This window comes from Pandoraea pneumonica, from assembly GCF_049918595.1.
Classification (GTDB): Bacteria; Pseudomonadota; Gammaproteobacteria; order Burkholderiales; family Burkholderiaceae; genus Pandoraea; species Pandoraea pneumonica_A.
This window is the reverse complement of the sequence record NZ_JBNCRZ010000003.1, coordinates 665,140-679,436: the sequence shown is the minus strand read 5'-3', so window position 1 is coordinate 679,436 and position 14,297 is coordinate 665,140. Positions and strand designations below refer to the sequence as shown.

The window sequence follows — 14,297 nt, the reverse complement described above, 5'->3', positions numbered from 1 at the left end:
CGGGATGCGTTAGCATCGTCGGGTCATTGCCTCTACTCTTCCCGCTCATGTCTGACGACGTTCATTTCTACGACCCGGCCAAAGGCCACGGGTTGTCCCACGATCCGTTCAAGGCGATTGTGGCGCCGCGCGTGATCGGCTGGATTTCCAGCCGCGACGCACAAGGCAGCGTCAATCTCGCGCCGTACAGCTTCTTCGGCGCGTTTGCGACGTTCCCGCCGATCATCGGTTTCTGTAGCGAAGGCTTCAAAGATTCCATCGCCAATATCGAAGCGACGCGCGAATTCGTCTGGAATCTCACGAGCAAGTCGCTCGTCGAGAAGATGAACAAGACGTCGGCGCCGGTGCCGCACGAAGTCGATGAGTTCGAACTGGCCGGACTCACCAAGGCGCCGGGCGTCAACGTGTCGGTGCCCCATGTGGCGGAGTCGCCCGCGTCGCTCGAATGCAAGCTGTTGCAAGTGGTGCGCCTGCAAGACCTCGACGGCAAGCCGATGAACAACTGGCTGGCGCTCGGGCAGGTAGTCGGCGTGCATATCCGCCGTGAATTCCTGCGCGAGGACGGCACCTTCGATACGTTCAAGGCACATCCGGTCATGCGTGCCGGCTATCTCGGCGACTACGCCGAAATTGGCCCGATGTTCGATCTGCGCCGGCCTAAGCTGTAAGACCTCCTTCGCAGTTTCTCGGGCAGTTTCCAGCGCAGTTTCCAGTCATGGCAGGTGGGCGCTCACGCGCCCGTCTCGCCCAGTGTCCGCATTTTCCGCAATGCGTTATTGACGAAATCGACGCGCCACGCGATTGACATCGTCATCCGTTCGCAAGTGTCCACCGGTGGACATTGCCGGGCGGGGCTTCGCGCATTCGTCCTTTCGCCGACCGACCGGTCGGAAATATCGTTCGCAATCATTTGTAAAATTTGCTGCGGTGCAAAATGTTTTCTAGCCGCGTATGCTTGCGACCTTCATTGACGCCGCTGCGGCCGGCGTCCCCTCCTGCGGGCATTGAATTGCCTTGATTTGCGTGCTTCGTTTCATGCGAAGCGTGCGGGGTAGGTTCGTGCCTGGCTGCGTCGATGGAGAGCTTCGGCTCTCTGTTTTTGTTGCAGCACATCAGGACTCTCCCCCCAATGTTTCCTATCCTGTCGCTTCTTATCTGGACCCCCATTCTGGCCGGTGCGCTCATCATGCTGCTCGGACAGGACCGTCATCCCAACGCGGTTCGCTGGACCTCGCTCGCGGCCGCCGTCGTGTCCGCCTTGCCGATCATTCCACTGGTGCGTGGGTTTCACACCCGTGTGGCCGATATGCAGTTCGTCGAGCGCTTTCGCTGGATCGCCTCGTTCGATGCGTCCTGGCACGTGGGCGTCGATGGCCTCTCGCTCTGGCTCGTCGCGCTGACCGGTGTGACAACCATCATCGTGGTGCTGGCGTCGTGGCGCGCGGTGAGCACGCGCATGAGCTCGTACTTCGGCAGCTTCCTCGTGCTCTCCGGCCTGATGCAGGGCGTGTTCACGGCGCAAGACGGCATGTTGTTCTTCGTGTTTTTCGAAGCGACGCTGTTGCCGCTGTATCTGCTCATCGGCGTGTACGGACGCGCCAATCGCACGCGCGCCGCCGTGAAGTTTTTCTTCTTCTCGCTGACCGGCTCGCTGATGATGCTGCTCTCGATGCTGTATCTGTACATGCAGACGCAGAGCTTCGACCTTGCGCGTTGGCATGAGCTGCATCTGCCGCTGGCCGTGCAAGTCATGTTGTTTATCGGGTTTCTCGGTGCGTTCTCGGTGAAGGTGCCGATGTGGCCGGTGCATACGTGGCTGCCGGACGTTCACCTCGATGGCCCGACTGGCGCTGCCGTCATGCTCGGTATGCTGAAGATGGGGGGCTACGGGCTGTTGCGCTTTAATTTGCCGCTGTTGCCGGATGCCAGTCATTTCGTCGCGTCGGTGATGGTGGTGCTCTCGCTCGTCGCGGTGATCTACGCGAGTCTGGTGGCCCTGGTGCAGACGGACTTGCGCAAGCTGCTGGCTTATTCGGCAGTGGCGCACATGGGGCTGGTGACGCTCGGCTTGTTTCTGTTCTCGGAGATGGGCACGGACGGTGCGGTGATGCAGATGATTTCGTACGGCATCGTCTCGGGCGCGATGCTGCTGTGTACGGGTATGCTGTATGACCGCACTGGCAGTTCGTCGATCGACGCTTATGGTGGCGTGGCCGCTACGATGCCGCGCTTTGCTGCGTTCGCGATGTTGTTCTCGATGGCCAATGTCGGCATGCCGGGGACGTCGGGTTTTGTCGGCGAGTTCCTGGTGTTGATGGCGGCGATCAAGGCCAACTTCTGGATCGGTGCGCTGGCGTCGCTCACGCTGGTGCTTAGCGCGGCCTACACGCTGTGGATGTATAAGCGTGTGATTTTCGGGCGTGTCGGCAATAAGGCGGTGGCATCGCTGGGGGACGTGAGCCGTCGCGAGTTTGCGCTGCTGGGTGCCATGGCGGTGATGGTGCTCGCCATCGGTCTCGACCCGAAGCCGCTCACGGACGGCATCGATGCGACGGCCATTCAGGTCGTGCAGGGCATCGAGCAGCACCGCCTGGCCCCGAACGATCCGGGTAGCAGCGAAGTCGCGGGGCGTCGCCATGGCGACACCGCCGGGCACGCTGCCGTGACGGTGAAGGGTGTGCAGCCGGACGCTTGAGGCGTGGCGGTTGTCGAATGAAAAAATGGGCGCTCAGAGGCGCCCATTTTTTTGACTTTCTGCGGGCTTACAGCTTGTTGCAGAGGGCGCCCGAGAAGGTGGAGATCACCGAATTACCGTCGAGCGCAACGTCTGATTTATCGATGACTGCGCCATCGAAGTTCAGCTCGTAAATGGTGCCGTACCCTTTCTGGCAGTCGGCGACCGCGATCACGTATTCGCTATACGAGAAGGTGTTCTTGCCGACGTTATCGAACCGGGACAACGCAGAGATCGACGGCTTGCCCTTGAAATTGCGGCGCTGCACGGTGTCGGTCTTGAGCATGTAGCGATTGCCCGTTTGCGCTGCCTTCGCCGCCTGCTCCCAGACGTTCTCTTTGTCTTGTCGCGACACCTTGCCGGTGTCCTCGTCCCAACTCATGCAAGCCAGGCTGCCGAGATTGTCGGCCACAGTGGGGCCGAAACGCACATAGGCATCTTTGCCGCGGAATTGGGCTTCCATGCCGTTGTAGTACACGTAGCCGAAGCCCTTCTTGCACGACTCCAGCATGACGAACGCCTGACCGTATTCGTAGGTGTTATTCGACTTGTTCTTCACCTGATACAAGAAGGAGTAACCGGTCCCCTTCTTGCCATCCACGTTCATGAGACTGCCGCTACCCTTTTTCGCCTGCCAAACGTAGCCGGGCGACTCCGCGGCGGTGATCCAGTTCGCTTGATCGGCAGCACTCGCCGAATGGATGGCAGCCGCGCCCATCAGAACCCCCAGTACAACTCTTACCGACATGCATTTTCTCCGCAGCATTGATTCGTCGGGGTGACTCCCCGTACCCGTTTCCCCGTGCGACACACGCCGGCATGCGCCGTGCGTCGTTTGAAGCCAAAGCAGTATTTCGGCAGAAAATTTGAAATCTTTAGTGTCACGAACCCCCTGGAGGATGAATTTCAAACGGGCGTCTCGAATGCGAAATTCCCACTACCACATCGACGAAACGACTCTGTGACACAAGCTAAGTACTGCGATGTACACTATGTGTTACGTAGTGCGATGTACTTTGTGTGACAAATGGTGTGCGGCAACGGCAGCGGCATTGCCTGGTGCCCGCTAGTTCCTTCCGACGTTTTGCGAGAAACCGACGATGAATAAACCAGCTGCGCGCATTACCCTCCTCGTGGCGAGCTTGTTGTTGGTGCCGCCACTCCCCGCACAAGCGGCCGTCTACAGCAACGGCACGAGTACCGCTACGTTCACCGTCACGTTGGTCATCACGGCGGGCTGCACGGTGACTGCCACACCCATGAGCTTTGGGTCGCTGTCCAATCTGTCGACGGTGCAGACGACCACATCTCAGGTCTCCGTGACCTGTACGAACACCACCCCTTATAACCTCGGGTTGAGCGCCGGCTCCGGCACGGGATCGACCGTGAGCGCGCGCGTCATGTCGGGGACCGCGAGTGGCAATACGGCGACCATCAGCTACGGGCTCTATCAGGATTCAGCGCACGGCACGGTCTGGGGGACGACGCAAGGGACCAACACACAGTCGGGGACAGGTAACGGCGTTGCGCAGGCATTCACCGTTTACGGTCAGTTGCCTGTCTCGGCGGGGGCGATCCCGCAGCCGGACACCTATACGTCGGTAATCACCGCGACCGTCTATTTCTAGCGGGGCGCGGCCGATGAGACGATTCCGCCTGTGGGCGGAGCGGTGCGCCATGTGCGTTGGCGGCGGTATCGCTGCCTTGCTCTGCCTGTCCGCCGGGGCGGCCACGTTGCAGATTTCCCCGGTCAATGTGGAGTTTTCGGCCAAGCAGAACGCCATCGGACTGACGTTGAGCAATCCGGGGGACACACCCGTCTTCGGTCAGGTCCGGATTTACGCATGGACGCAGGAAGCGGGGGAGGACAAGCTCACCCCTACGGATGCCATCGCGGCCAGCCCGCCGATTCTGCGCATCGAGGGGAACGGTTCTCAGATCATCCGTCTCGTGCGCGTGTCCAACGCGCCACCCGCCGCCGAACAGACCTACCGTTTGCTCGTCGATGAACTACCTGAGCCCGGTAGGCCGACGCCGAGCGGTATCTCGATCCGCATGCGCTACTCGATTCCCGTGTTCGTCGTTCCGGCAACGACACTCCCGAAGCCGCAACTACAGTTCACGTTGAAGCGCCTTGGCGACGATTGGTATCTGGATGCGCAGAATCTAGGCGGCAACCGTGCGCAAATCGGTGCGACCAGCCTTGTCGACGCCGCAGGCAAATCCCATCCCGTGACCAATGGCTTGCTTGGCTACGCGCTTGCGGGGCAGCGGCGTATGTTCAAGCTCACTTGGCCTGTTGGTAAAGCACCGGCTTCGCCTCTGACGATCGACACCACGATCAACACGGTTCCCACGCGCGCCGTCGTCAATATCGATGCCGGGCCGTGAGCGCGCCCGTCACGGTGCGAGCGCGCTTTGGGTGGCGAGCCTGTTTGCCGGCGCGCTGGCACCTGTCGAGCATCCGTCGGCGGCCGAGGGCTTGGTGAGCGACTACTACCTCGACGTGTCGGTCAACGGGGCCGCCACCGGTGCCATTGCTCACTTCCTCATGCGTGACGGACGCTTCAGCGCGGCCGCCGACGATTTACAGTCGCTGGGTATCGATGTCAGCCAACTCAAGATTACCGGCGACACGCAGGTGCCACTCGATACGATCCGCGGCGTTCAGTACCGCTACGACGCGTCGCGGCAGAGCATCGACATCGCTGTGCCCGATACATTACGGGTGCCGTTCCAGATCGGCCGCGTCACACCGCGCGCTGCGAATGCGATGACGTCGAATGGATTCCTGCTCAATTACGACGCGCTGATCGAGCGTGATCGAATGACGCGCGCGTCGAGTTGGACGGAATTGCGATTCTTTCATCAGGGCGGCGTCTTCAGTCAGACCGGTGTGTTCGATTCCTGGCCGGGCAGTCAGGCGTATGTGCGTTACGACACCTTCTGGCGTCACGACAATCCCGCCGAGATGACGACCTTACAACTCGGCGACACGATTTCCGGTTCGCTCGCTTGGTCCCGCTCGATCCGTATCGCCGGTGTGCAGTGGCGCAAGAACTTCGCGCTGCGGCCGGACCTCGTCACCTTTCCCGTGCCGTCGCTCGGCGGGTCGGCGGCGGTACCGTCGTCTGTCGACGTTTATCTCGACGGCATTCGGCGTTTCGGCGGTGACGTGCCCGCCGGGCCGTTCGTGATTCGCGAGACGCCGGGGCTGATTGGCAATCTTCAGGCGGCGGTCGTCACGCGCGATGCGCTCGGGCGTGAGAGCGTCATTAACGTGCCGTTGTACATCGACACCCGCATGCTGGCAGCGGGCCTGTCGAGCTACTCGTTCGAGGCGGGCGTGCCACGCGCCGACTATGGCGTTCGTTCGTGGGGTTATGAGCATCGTGTTGCCGCGTCGGCGGCGTACCGCTACGGTATTTCTGATCGATTGACCACTGAGTATCACGCCGAAGGTTCGTCGGGACTCGTGAATGCCGGTGTCGGTGCCTTGGTGTCGTTGTCCGGTTACGGCGTGGTGAGTGGATCGTTGTCGGGGTCGACGGGGAGACGCGATGGCGCGCAGATCGGTGTCGGCTATCAGTATCTGTCGCGCAACTTCTCGTTCGATTCGTTGTTTCAGCGCACGATCGGGGACTTTCGCGATCTGGCCACACTGGGCGGCTCTGCCGTGCCGAGCACGATGGATCGCGTCACGGTGTCCACGCCGTTCTGGGGAAATCGAACGCTGTCGCTGAGCTACATCGGCATGGCTGGCGCCGATTTCCCGACGTCGCGGGTGCTGTCCGCCAACGTCTCGTGGCCGGTGCGCTCGGCGGGCTCACTCAACGTGGGGGCATTTCAGGATATGGCCAACCGACGTAGCTACGGCGTGTTCGCGATGTTCAGCTTCACCATGGGGCCGAATACCGTGGGGGCCGTGTCGTGGTCGCGGCAACAGAACACGACGCAGGCGCTCGCCAGCGCCACGCGTACTGCCGACTACGGCGGCGGCTGGGGATGGAACGTGCTGGGCGGTGTCAACGACAGCGTGCGCATCGGGCAGGCGCAAGCGCAATATCTGGGGCGCTATGGTCAAGCGTCGGTGCTGGCGCAGACCTATGACCGGCAGTCGCGCGTGGGTGTCGGGCTGACCGGGGCGCTCGTTGCGATGGACGGTGGCGTCCATCCGGCGAGACGCATCTACGACAGCTTTGCACTGGTCAAGACAGATGCCGATGCCAACGTGCCTGTTCTGCGCGAGCAATTGCCGGTCGGGCGCACCGACGGCAGTGGCCATCTTGTGATTCCGGATCTCAACGGTTACCAAGTCAATCGACTTACCGTGGACGCGACCGACATGCCCGCAGATCTGTCGATCTCGCCCGCGTCGCGCACGGTGGTCCCGGAAGCGGGCGCCGGGGTGTTGGTCACGTTCCCGGTGCATCGCTACCGTGCAGCGCTCATCACGTTGGTGAACCCTGACGGCTCGCCGTTACAGGCGGGGGCGAGTGTGACGCACCGCGAGACAGGCGAGCAAACCATCGTTGGCTACGATGGGCTGGCCTTCATCGACGGGTTGCAGTCCGAGAACACGCTGGTGGTGTCGCAGGAGAAAGGCGCGTGTGAACTGACGTTCGCCTACGATCCGGTTGCGCAGGGGGCGATGGCGCGCATTGGACCGCTCGTGTGCACACCTCAGACAGTGGCGCCCCCGATGTTGCCGAGGCGAGTCCGATGAAGCGCTTTGTCCTGCTCTCGATTCTGGTTTTGACGTCGTTGTTCGTGACGCGAGCGGCGCAAGCACAGACGTGCTCGCTGGGGCCGCCGAGCGTGGCGTTCGCAACGTTCAGTCCGATCACAGGTGCTGCACTGACGGCGACTGGCACGGTGAAGGTGACGTGCACGTGGGCGTTAATCAATCTGGTGCCGAATGTGAAGATCTGTCTGAACTTCTCGGCGTCGTCGCCGCGTTCGTTGTCCAACAGCGGCAATACGATTGCGTACGACTTGTACACCGACAGCGGCAACGCCATACCGTGGGGGATTACGCCAGCCAGCGCCTTGTCGACGACGTTCAGCAATTCGATACTTGGCTACACGGGCAGCACCGATATCAACATCTACGCAAAAATTGCTGCCAATCAGACGACAGTGCCGACAGTCCAAAGTAGTGACACGGTCTACTCGACAACTTATCCCGCGAACAACGTCACGCTGTCTTATCAGTTCTATTTGGTGGCTGCGCCAGCGTGTGGCACAGCGGGATTTACGAATGGGACAACAAGCGCGTTTACCGTCAACGTCACTGTGACGAATAACTGCACGATCAATGCGACGGGCCTCACGTTCGGGCCGTCTTCGACACTGAGTAGCACACTGACCGCGCAAGGTGCACTGAACGTGCAGTGCACCAACAATGACGCGTATCAAATTTTGTTGAGCAGTGGCGTGAGCGGGCAGGTGGGGGCGCGAACGCTGAAGGGGCAGGCGCTGGGCGCGACGATACCGTATCAGCTCTATACGAATTCGACGTATGCCACTGCTTGGGGAGATGGCACGGGAGGGACGTCGGTGTATCAGGGGACGGGGACCGGGATCGTGGCGAGCATTCCCATCTACGGTCGTATCCTGCCGCAGCCGTCTACGCCTGCGCCGGATACGTATAAGGACACGATTACGGCGACGATTCTGTTTTGATGCGTTTGTCGAACGCCGTAAAGACTTCAGGCCGTGAGACAAAACAAAAAGGGGTTGCGATTTCTCGCAACCCCTCGAATTCGTTTGGTAGGCCGTGCGGGACTCGAACCTGCGACCAACGGATTAAAAGTCCGCTGCTCTACCAACTGAGCTAACGACCCAACGAAGAAAAAGATTATAGCGACGACATCGCTATAGTGTCAATACTTGTGTGATGCGAATGTGTCAGTTCGTGCACGATTACTCGCATACTGTGCGGAATTCCCTCAAACGCTGCGCTCAATACGCCACATTTGGTATTTGAACGCGCAGATGCCGCCCACGAGAATCGCCACGATCGCCACGAACGATCCGAGCGCCAACGTCGACACGCCCGACAACCCCTGGCCAACCGTGCAACCCAGCGCCGTCACGCCGCCAAAACCCATCAACACGCCGCCGACCATGTGATTCGCCGTGTCCTCGGTGCCGTGAAAACCTTCCCAGCGGAAAGTGCGCGACACCAGCGCATATGCGAACGACCCGACGATCACGCCCAACACACTCGCAATGCCCAGCGTGATCACGTTGCTCGTGTCGCTCCACATCATGAGCCAGTACAGCGTATAGGCGAGCGGCGAGACAAACGACAGGGCTTCCATCTTGCCGGAGTTGGTGGCGACGAAGCTCTCTTCCAACGTGTTCGGATTCTCGGCAACGTAACCGACTTTGCCTGAGACGTACCACAGCGCCACGATGATCGCGCCCACCACCAGGCCGCCCAACAAATTGTCGACGGTCCAGAACTCGCGGCGGGCGAGGGCGGCAACGACGAACGCGCCACCGATCACGAGGCCCAGCACGAGTTGCGCACGATGCAAGTCACCGCCGAACATACCGCCCAGCAACGTGGGCAGATCTTGCGAGGTGGCGAACGTCGTTTGCACGCTGTCGAGCGCGGCAACACGCCACACGGCAAACAGTCCCTTGAGCGTCATGTAGGCGGACAAACCGATCATCACGAACACGAGCAGCGACTTGAGATTGCCACCACCGATGCGCACAAGCGTCTTGCTGCCGCAGCCGGACGCCAGCACCATGCCGAAGCCGAACAACCAGCCGCCGACGATGTACGAAAGCCAGGTGAAGCGCGGGGTCGTGTAGATCGCCTTGATCGGATCGATGATGCCAAGAGACGCCAGTACGCCGGTGCCGATGGTCGCCACGCCGATGGCCAGCCACCACATGCGCATGCGGTTCCAGTCGCCGATGTTCACGATGTCGGAGAGCGCGCCCATCGTGCAGAAGTGGGTGCGTTGCAGGACGGCACCGAACACGAAGGCCAGGCCGAAGGTGAGCCACACAACGGTGTGGGAGAGGGCGGTGAGATCGACGTCTGTCATGAGGCGAGACCGGCCGTGCCAGGCCGTTCAAAGCATTGTCGCGAGCTGCGGGGCGCAACCGGCATTGTTGTTATCTGACGTGCAGCACACGAAACGTGTTTGCCCGTCGCGGGTGCGGTCGTCATATCGCGCAGGCCGTTTGCCTGTGCGCATCCCCTGAGACGCCGCGCCTCTTACGCTTGGAAAGTCCGTATTCTACTTGAGCGCGCGTGCTGTGCTGTGAAACGAGGAGATACACGCGCCAGAAACGACAACGCCGCCCAAAGGCGGCGTCATACGTTTTGACGAGTGACCTGACACGGGAAGCAGGTTCGCGCAACTTCCCGCGGGGCGTCTTACTTCAGCTTGGCCGCACGCTTTTTGGCCTCCGCTGCCGATTCGCTGTCCGGGTACTTAGCCACCAAATCTTGCAACGTTTTTTTAGCTGCTGCCGTCTGCCCGGATTCGGCCTGATTACTGGCAATTGCCAGCATCGATTCGGCCGCCTTCGGACTCGTCGGGTACTTCGCCACGACTCCTTGCAGCGTCGCAGTCGAGCCCTTCAGATCTTTATTGGCGTACTGCGCATTGCCAAGCCAGAACTGTGCTTCGGGCTGATACGGGCTGTCGGGATACTTGGCTGAGAAGGTCCGGAATGCCGTTTGCGCACCCTTGTAGTCACCATTGCGGAATTTCGTCAGCGCGGCGTCAAAGACATCTTTCTCGCCCGGTTGGACGGTGCCTGTCACGCCGCCGACGGTCATCTGCTGCGGTTCGAATTTCTTCAAACGACCATCGAGGTCGTTATAGAAGTCCTTCTGACTTTGTTGCAGGTTCGCAAGCTGGTTTTTCAGATCTTCGTTCTGGCCGCGCTGGTCGGCCAGATCACGCTGCAACTGCTGGATCTGGTTGTTCAAATCCAGCACGTTGCGCGTGAGCCCCTCGATCCGCTGCTTGTCCGAATCCAGACGGCTGCGGATATCGAGGATCGCTTTGCGCGCCTCGTCGTCGTCGAACAATCCGGCATGCGCGAGCGGACTCAGCAGCGTGGTGCCAAGCGTCGCCGCACAGATCAGGTTTTTAAGCAAACGAGACGTCATGGCGATTCAATCAATAAGCCAGATCGGCGCGACGGTCTTGCGCCCAACCAGCTTCGTCAGTACCGGTAGCCTTTTCCTTGCCCAGCGAAACGGCTTCCATCTGGCTGGTGTTGGCGCCCAGTGCCGACATGGCCTTCACGACCGATTCAGCACGCTTCTGACCCAGGGCCAGGTTGTACTCGCTCGTGCCGCGCGGGTCGGTGTTGCCCTGAACCAGCACGTGACGTTGCGAGTACTTGTTCAGGAAGTTGGCGTGTGCCTGGAGCAGCGGGGTGTACTGAGCGTCGACGTTGTACTGGTCGAAGCCGAAGTACACGCTGCGCTTGGCGAGCGGGCCGTTCGGGTTGTTCAGCTCGTCAGCCGATGCGTCGACGGGGGCGACAGCACGGGCGTCCGTGGTGGTTTGACCCTTGTTGGCGTTAGCTTGGTCGTCGAGCTTCACACCCGACGAGCAAGCGGCCAGAGCGGCCAGCGAAGAGATGGCGAGGATATTACGAAGCAGGGAACTCATATGAGCCTCCGTTGGATGTTGCTGTTGATGTTATTGCATAAAAGGGCCCCAGGAGGGTTCGCGAACTTCCCCTCCCCGAACCTGAAGAATCTGCCGGGTTTGCCCGTCCACCGAGACTGCCGCGAGAACCTTTCGGCCCCCGGACTGCGTTGCATAAAGAATGTACTTGCCGTTCGCGGCAAAGCTCGGTGACTCGTCGTGGCTGGTGTCGGTCAGAGCCGTAACATCGCCAGTACTCATATCCTGCACGCTCAGCTTGAATCCGCCACCCTGACGCGCGATAAACGCGAGCAACTTGCCGTCGGGACTGATTCGCGGGCTGACGTTGTAACTCCCCTTGAAGGTCACGCGCTGTGCAGCGCCTTCACCTTCGCCACCGGCCGGCATCTTATAGATTTGCGGACCACCCCCACGATCGCTCGTGAAGTAGATCCATTTGCCATCCGGCGAATACTGCGGTTCCGTGTCGATCGCGCCGCTGCGCGACAGACGCTTGAGGCCCCCGCCATTGGCGTTGACCTGATAGATCTGCGTGTTGCCATCGCGCGAGAGCGCCACGGCGAGCTTGCTGCCGTCCGGCGACCACGACGGTGCCGAGTTGTTGCCCTTCTCGTTGGCCAGCACAGCACGGCGGCCCGTCGGCAGGTCGTGGATGTACACCACCGGCTTACGCTTCTCGAAGGAGACGTAGGCCACCTTGGTGCCGTCCGGCGACCAGGCCGGCGAGATGATCGGTTCGCGGCTGTTGAGGGCAACGCGCGCGTCCTGACCGTCGGAATCCGAAATCTGGAGCTGGTAGTTCGAGCCCGTATGCAGCACGTACGACAGGCGCGTCGCAAACACGCCGCGATCGCCGAGCAGCTTTTGATAAATATAGTCGGCAATCTTGTGTGCGGTCAGGCGCAGGTTCGCGGCCGACGAGGTGAGGGCGAGCCCGCCGAGCGGCTGGCCGTTCACGGCGTCGTACAGACGGAAGCTGACCTGGAAGTTGCCACCCCCTGCCGGGGTGATGGTGCCCGAGACGAAGGCATTCGCCCCCTTGGCGCGCCACGTGCCGAGATCGACCGAATCGTCCACGCCAACCGTGGCGCCGCCCGTATCGATCTGATTGAAGCGACCGCTGTTGCTCAAGTCGGCCTTGACGACGGACACGATGTCCGTGGGCGCGGTGCCCTTGAAGTTCGACACGGCGATCGGGTAGCGGTTGGTACCGACACCATTGATCTCGACAGTGAGCGGGGTCTGCGCATGGGCGATCGTGCAAGCCGCGGTGAGCCAGGTGGCTACCAGCGCACGCCATGCATATTGACTGGAAATTCGCATGCGTTCGATTAGTCAGTTACGCGGTGCAAGGGCCATTTCTACCACATCCTGATGAAAATGGACTTGCTTCGCTCGGTTTTCGTTCCCGGTTGACAACATTCCTCAGCCCTTTGGACGGAGGTGAATATCAAGCGTCGGGGGCGGGGCTTTGCCGTCGACACCGCGCGGCAAGGGGTCTGATTTCTTGATGGCGGCCATCGCGGCGGCGTCCCACGCCGGATTGCCGCTCGACTTCGTCAACTGCATCGACAGAATGCTGCCGTCCGGTGCAATGCGCACCGCGACGATGGCCTGCGGATTGCCCGTCGTATCGCCCGCATAGGCAATATTCGGCATCACCTTGGCGCGCACGCGTTCGGCATAGCCGGCCGCGCCCGTACCGCCGCCACCGGCGCCCGTGCCGCCTGCTTGTGTGCCCAGACCATTGCCGTTGGCGCCCGGCGTACCGGTCGCCATCCCGCGCAGCGATGCGAGACGCTGCTCGCGCGCCGCGTCGGCGGCCTTTTGCGCGGCGGCTTGTTGAGCGGCCTTGGCCTTGGCGGCCTTATCTTCCGCCGCCTTCTTCTCGGCGTCGGCCTTCTTCTGTTCTTCGGCGAGTTGCTGCTGCTTCAATTGCTCGGCCTTCTTCGCGTCCTCTTCCTTCTGGCGCTTCTGGTCGTCGGCTTTCTTTTGATCGGCAAGCTTTTGCTGACGCGCGGCTTCATCGGCCGCGGCCTTCTTGCGTGCGAGATCGGCGGCCGCTTGCTGGTCAGCCAACTGCTTTTGCTTGAGGGCTTCCTGACGCGCCTTTTCCTGCTGCGCTTCGAGCAGACGCGCCTGTTCGGCGGCCTCTTGCTCTTGCTTGCGCTTTTTCTGCTGGAGGGCGATGTCGGCGTCTTCCTGCGGCGGCGTGGGCGTGGCGATTGCCGGCGGTGCCGGCGTCGGCGGCGGGGCTACCACCGGCGGTGTCGGCGTAGCGACTTCGGTCGGTGTCCACAATTCGGCTTCGGAACCCGCAGGCGAGCTGTTCTGCCAGCGCATGCCATAGAAGAGCAGCGCGAACAGCAACGCGTGCATGAACAGCGCGAGGAGGAATGCCCGCCCCGTGCCGCGCTCATCTTTGCGCGGTCCAATGGGGCGGTCGGGTCGGGCTACGGTGCGGCTCATTTCTGCTTGACGAGCAGGCCCACGCGCTTGACACCCTGGGCCTTCAGATCGGACATCACGTTCATGACGATTTCATAGCGCACCGACTTGTCGGCGGCGATGACAACCGGCTGATCCGGGTTGGCAGCCTGACGGCCTTGCAGGAACCCGGTCAGATCGCCAGCGCTCATGCGCTGCTCGATCGTATTTTCACCATCCTTATAGCGAACCAGCATGCGATTGTCGGCTTCGATATTGACGACGACCGGCGGCGTTTGTTGCTGCGGGCTCGCGTTGGCCACGCTGGGCAAATTGACGATCGACGGTGCCACCAATGGGGCTGCCACCATGAAAATGACGAGCAGCACCAGCATCACGTCGATGTACGGTACGACGTTGATGTCTGCCATGGCGCGACGGCCGCGGCGAGCGTTGCGCATAGAACCTGCCATGTCTCG

At 61.2% G+C, this 14,297-nt stretch carries 13 protein-coding genes and 1 tRNA gene; 6 read left to right on the top strand and 8 right to left on the bottom strand.

Annotation, left to right across the window (positions count from 1 at the left end; translation table 11 throughout):
- The first annotated feature begins 47 nt into the window (after positions 1–47).
- Together ACPWR9_RS15615 and ACPWR9_RS15610 are read left to right on the top strand one after the other, a co-directional pair.
- Positions 48–668: a flavin reductase family protein gene (locus tag ACPWR9_RS15615; protein WP_426299006.1), complete on the top strand. Its 621-nt coding sequence runs from the start codon at positions 48–50 to the stop codon at positions 666–668.
- Positions 669–1,129: 461 nt separating this feature from the next.
- The gene (locus tag ACPWR9_RS15610) at positions 1,130–2,695 is read left to right on the top strand and encodes a complex I subunit 4 family protein (protein ID WP_426299004.1); all 1,566 of its coding nucleotides are present in this window, start codon (positions 1,130–1,132) and stop codon (positions 2,693–2,695) included.
- A 67-nt stretch (positions 2,696–2,762) separates the two neighbouring features.
- On the opposite strand, the gene ACPWR9_RS15605 is transcribed toward ACPWR9_RS15610, so the two are convergent.
- On the bottom strand, positions 2,763–3,482 hold the full coding sequence (locus tag ACPWR9_RS15605; RefSeq protein WP_426299002.1) for a hypothetical protein: 720 nt from the start codon (positions 3,480–3,482) through the stop codon (positions 2,763–2,765).
- A gap of 352 nt (positions 3,483–3,834) precedes the next feature.
- Between ACPWR9_RS15605 and ACPWR9_RS15600 the strand changes: the two genes are divergently transcribed.
- From ACPWR9_RS15600 to ACPWR9_RS15585, 4 genes are read left to right on the top strand one after another with little or no spacing between them, the layout of a single operon-like run.
- Entirely contained in the window at positions 3,835–4,362 is a 528-nt protein-coding gene (locus tag ACPWR9_RS15600; protein ID WP_426299000.1) for a Csu type fimbrial protein, read from the top strand.
- A gap of 13 nt (positions 4,363–4,375) precedes the next feature.
- Positions 4,376–5,125 (top strand): fimbrial biogenesis chaperone, encoded by a 750-nt coding sequence (locus ACPWR9_RS15595; RefSeq protein WP_426298998.1) that lies wholly within the window; start codon positions 4,376–4,378, stop codon positions 5,123–5,125.
- Complete coding sequence (locus ACPWR9_RS15590) at positions 5,112–7,460, top strand: fimbria/pilus outer membrane usher protein (RefSeq protein ID WP_426298996.1); 2,349 nt, start codon at positions 5,112–5,114, stop codon at positions 7,458–7,460. The genes ACPWR9_RS15595 and ACPWR9_RS15590 overlap by 14 nt, the downstream gene beginning before the upstream one ends.
- Positions 7,457–8,419, top strand: coding sequence for a Csu type fimbrial protein (locus ACPWR9_RS15585; RefSeq protein WP_426298994.1), 963 nt, complete (start codon positions 7,457–7,459; stop codon positions 8,417–8,419). Before ACPWR9_RS15590 ends, ACPWR9_RS15585 begins: the two co-directional genes overlap by 4 nt.
- Positions 8,420–8,504: 85 nt before the next feature.
- Here ACPWR9_RS15585 and ACPWR9_RS15580 read toward each other — a convergent pair.
- The 7 genes from ACPWR9_RS15580 to tolR all read right to left on the bottom strand — a co-directional run bounded on the left by ACPWR9_RS15580 (position 8,505) and on the right by tolR (position 14,291).
- Positions 8,505–8,580, bottom strand: a tRNA-Lys gene (locus ACPWR9_RS15580).
- A gap of 105 nt (positions 8,581–8,685) precedes the next feature.
- The gene (locus ACPWR9_RS15575) at positions 8,686–9,801 is read right to left on the bottom strand and encodes a YeeE/YedE family protein (protein WP_426298992.1); all 1,116 of its coding nucleotides are present in this window, start codon (positions 9,799–9,801) and stop codon (positions 8,686–8,688) included.
- 335 nt (positions 9,802–10,136) lie between these two features.
- Entirely contained in the window at positions 10,137–10,880 is a 744-nt protein-coding gene (gene ybgF / locus ACPWR9_RS15570; RefSeq protein ID WP_174987791.1) for a tol-pal system protein YbgF, read from the bottom strand.
- 10 nt (positions 10,881–10,890) lie between these two features.
- The gene (locus ACPWR9_RS15565) at positions 10,891–11,391 is read right to left on the bottom strand and encodes an OmpA family protein (RefSeq protein WP_150678909.1); all 501 of its coding nucleotides are present in this window, start codon (positions 11,389–11,391) and stop codon (positions 10,891–10,893) included.
- Between the two features lie 30 nt (positions 11,392–11,421).
- A complete protein-coding gene (gene tolB, locus ACPWR9_RS15560) occupies positions 11,422–12,714 on the bottom strand; it encodes a Tol-Pal system beta propeller repeat protein TolB (RefSeq protein ID WP_426298990.1) in 1,293 nt (430 codons plus the stop codon).
- A gap of 102 nt (positions 12,715–12,816) precedes the next feature.
- Positions 12,817–13,860 (bottom strand): cell envelope integrity protein TolA, encoded by a 1,044-nt coding sequence (gene tolA, locus ACPWR9_RS15555; RefSeq protein ID WP_426298988.1) that lies wholly within the window; start codon positions 13,858–13,860, stop codon positions 12,817–12,819.
- On the bottom strand, positions 13,857–14,291 hold the full coding sequence (tolR, locus tag ACPWR9_RS15550; RefSeq protein ID WP_046291400.1) for a protein TolR: 435 nt from the start codon (positions 14,289–14,291) through the stop codon (positions 13,857–13,859). Before tolR ends, tolA begins: the two co-directional genes overlap by 4 nt.
- Positions 14,292–14,297: the final 6 nt, after the last annotated feature.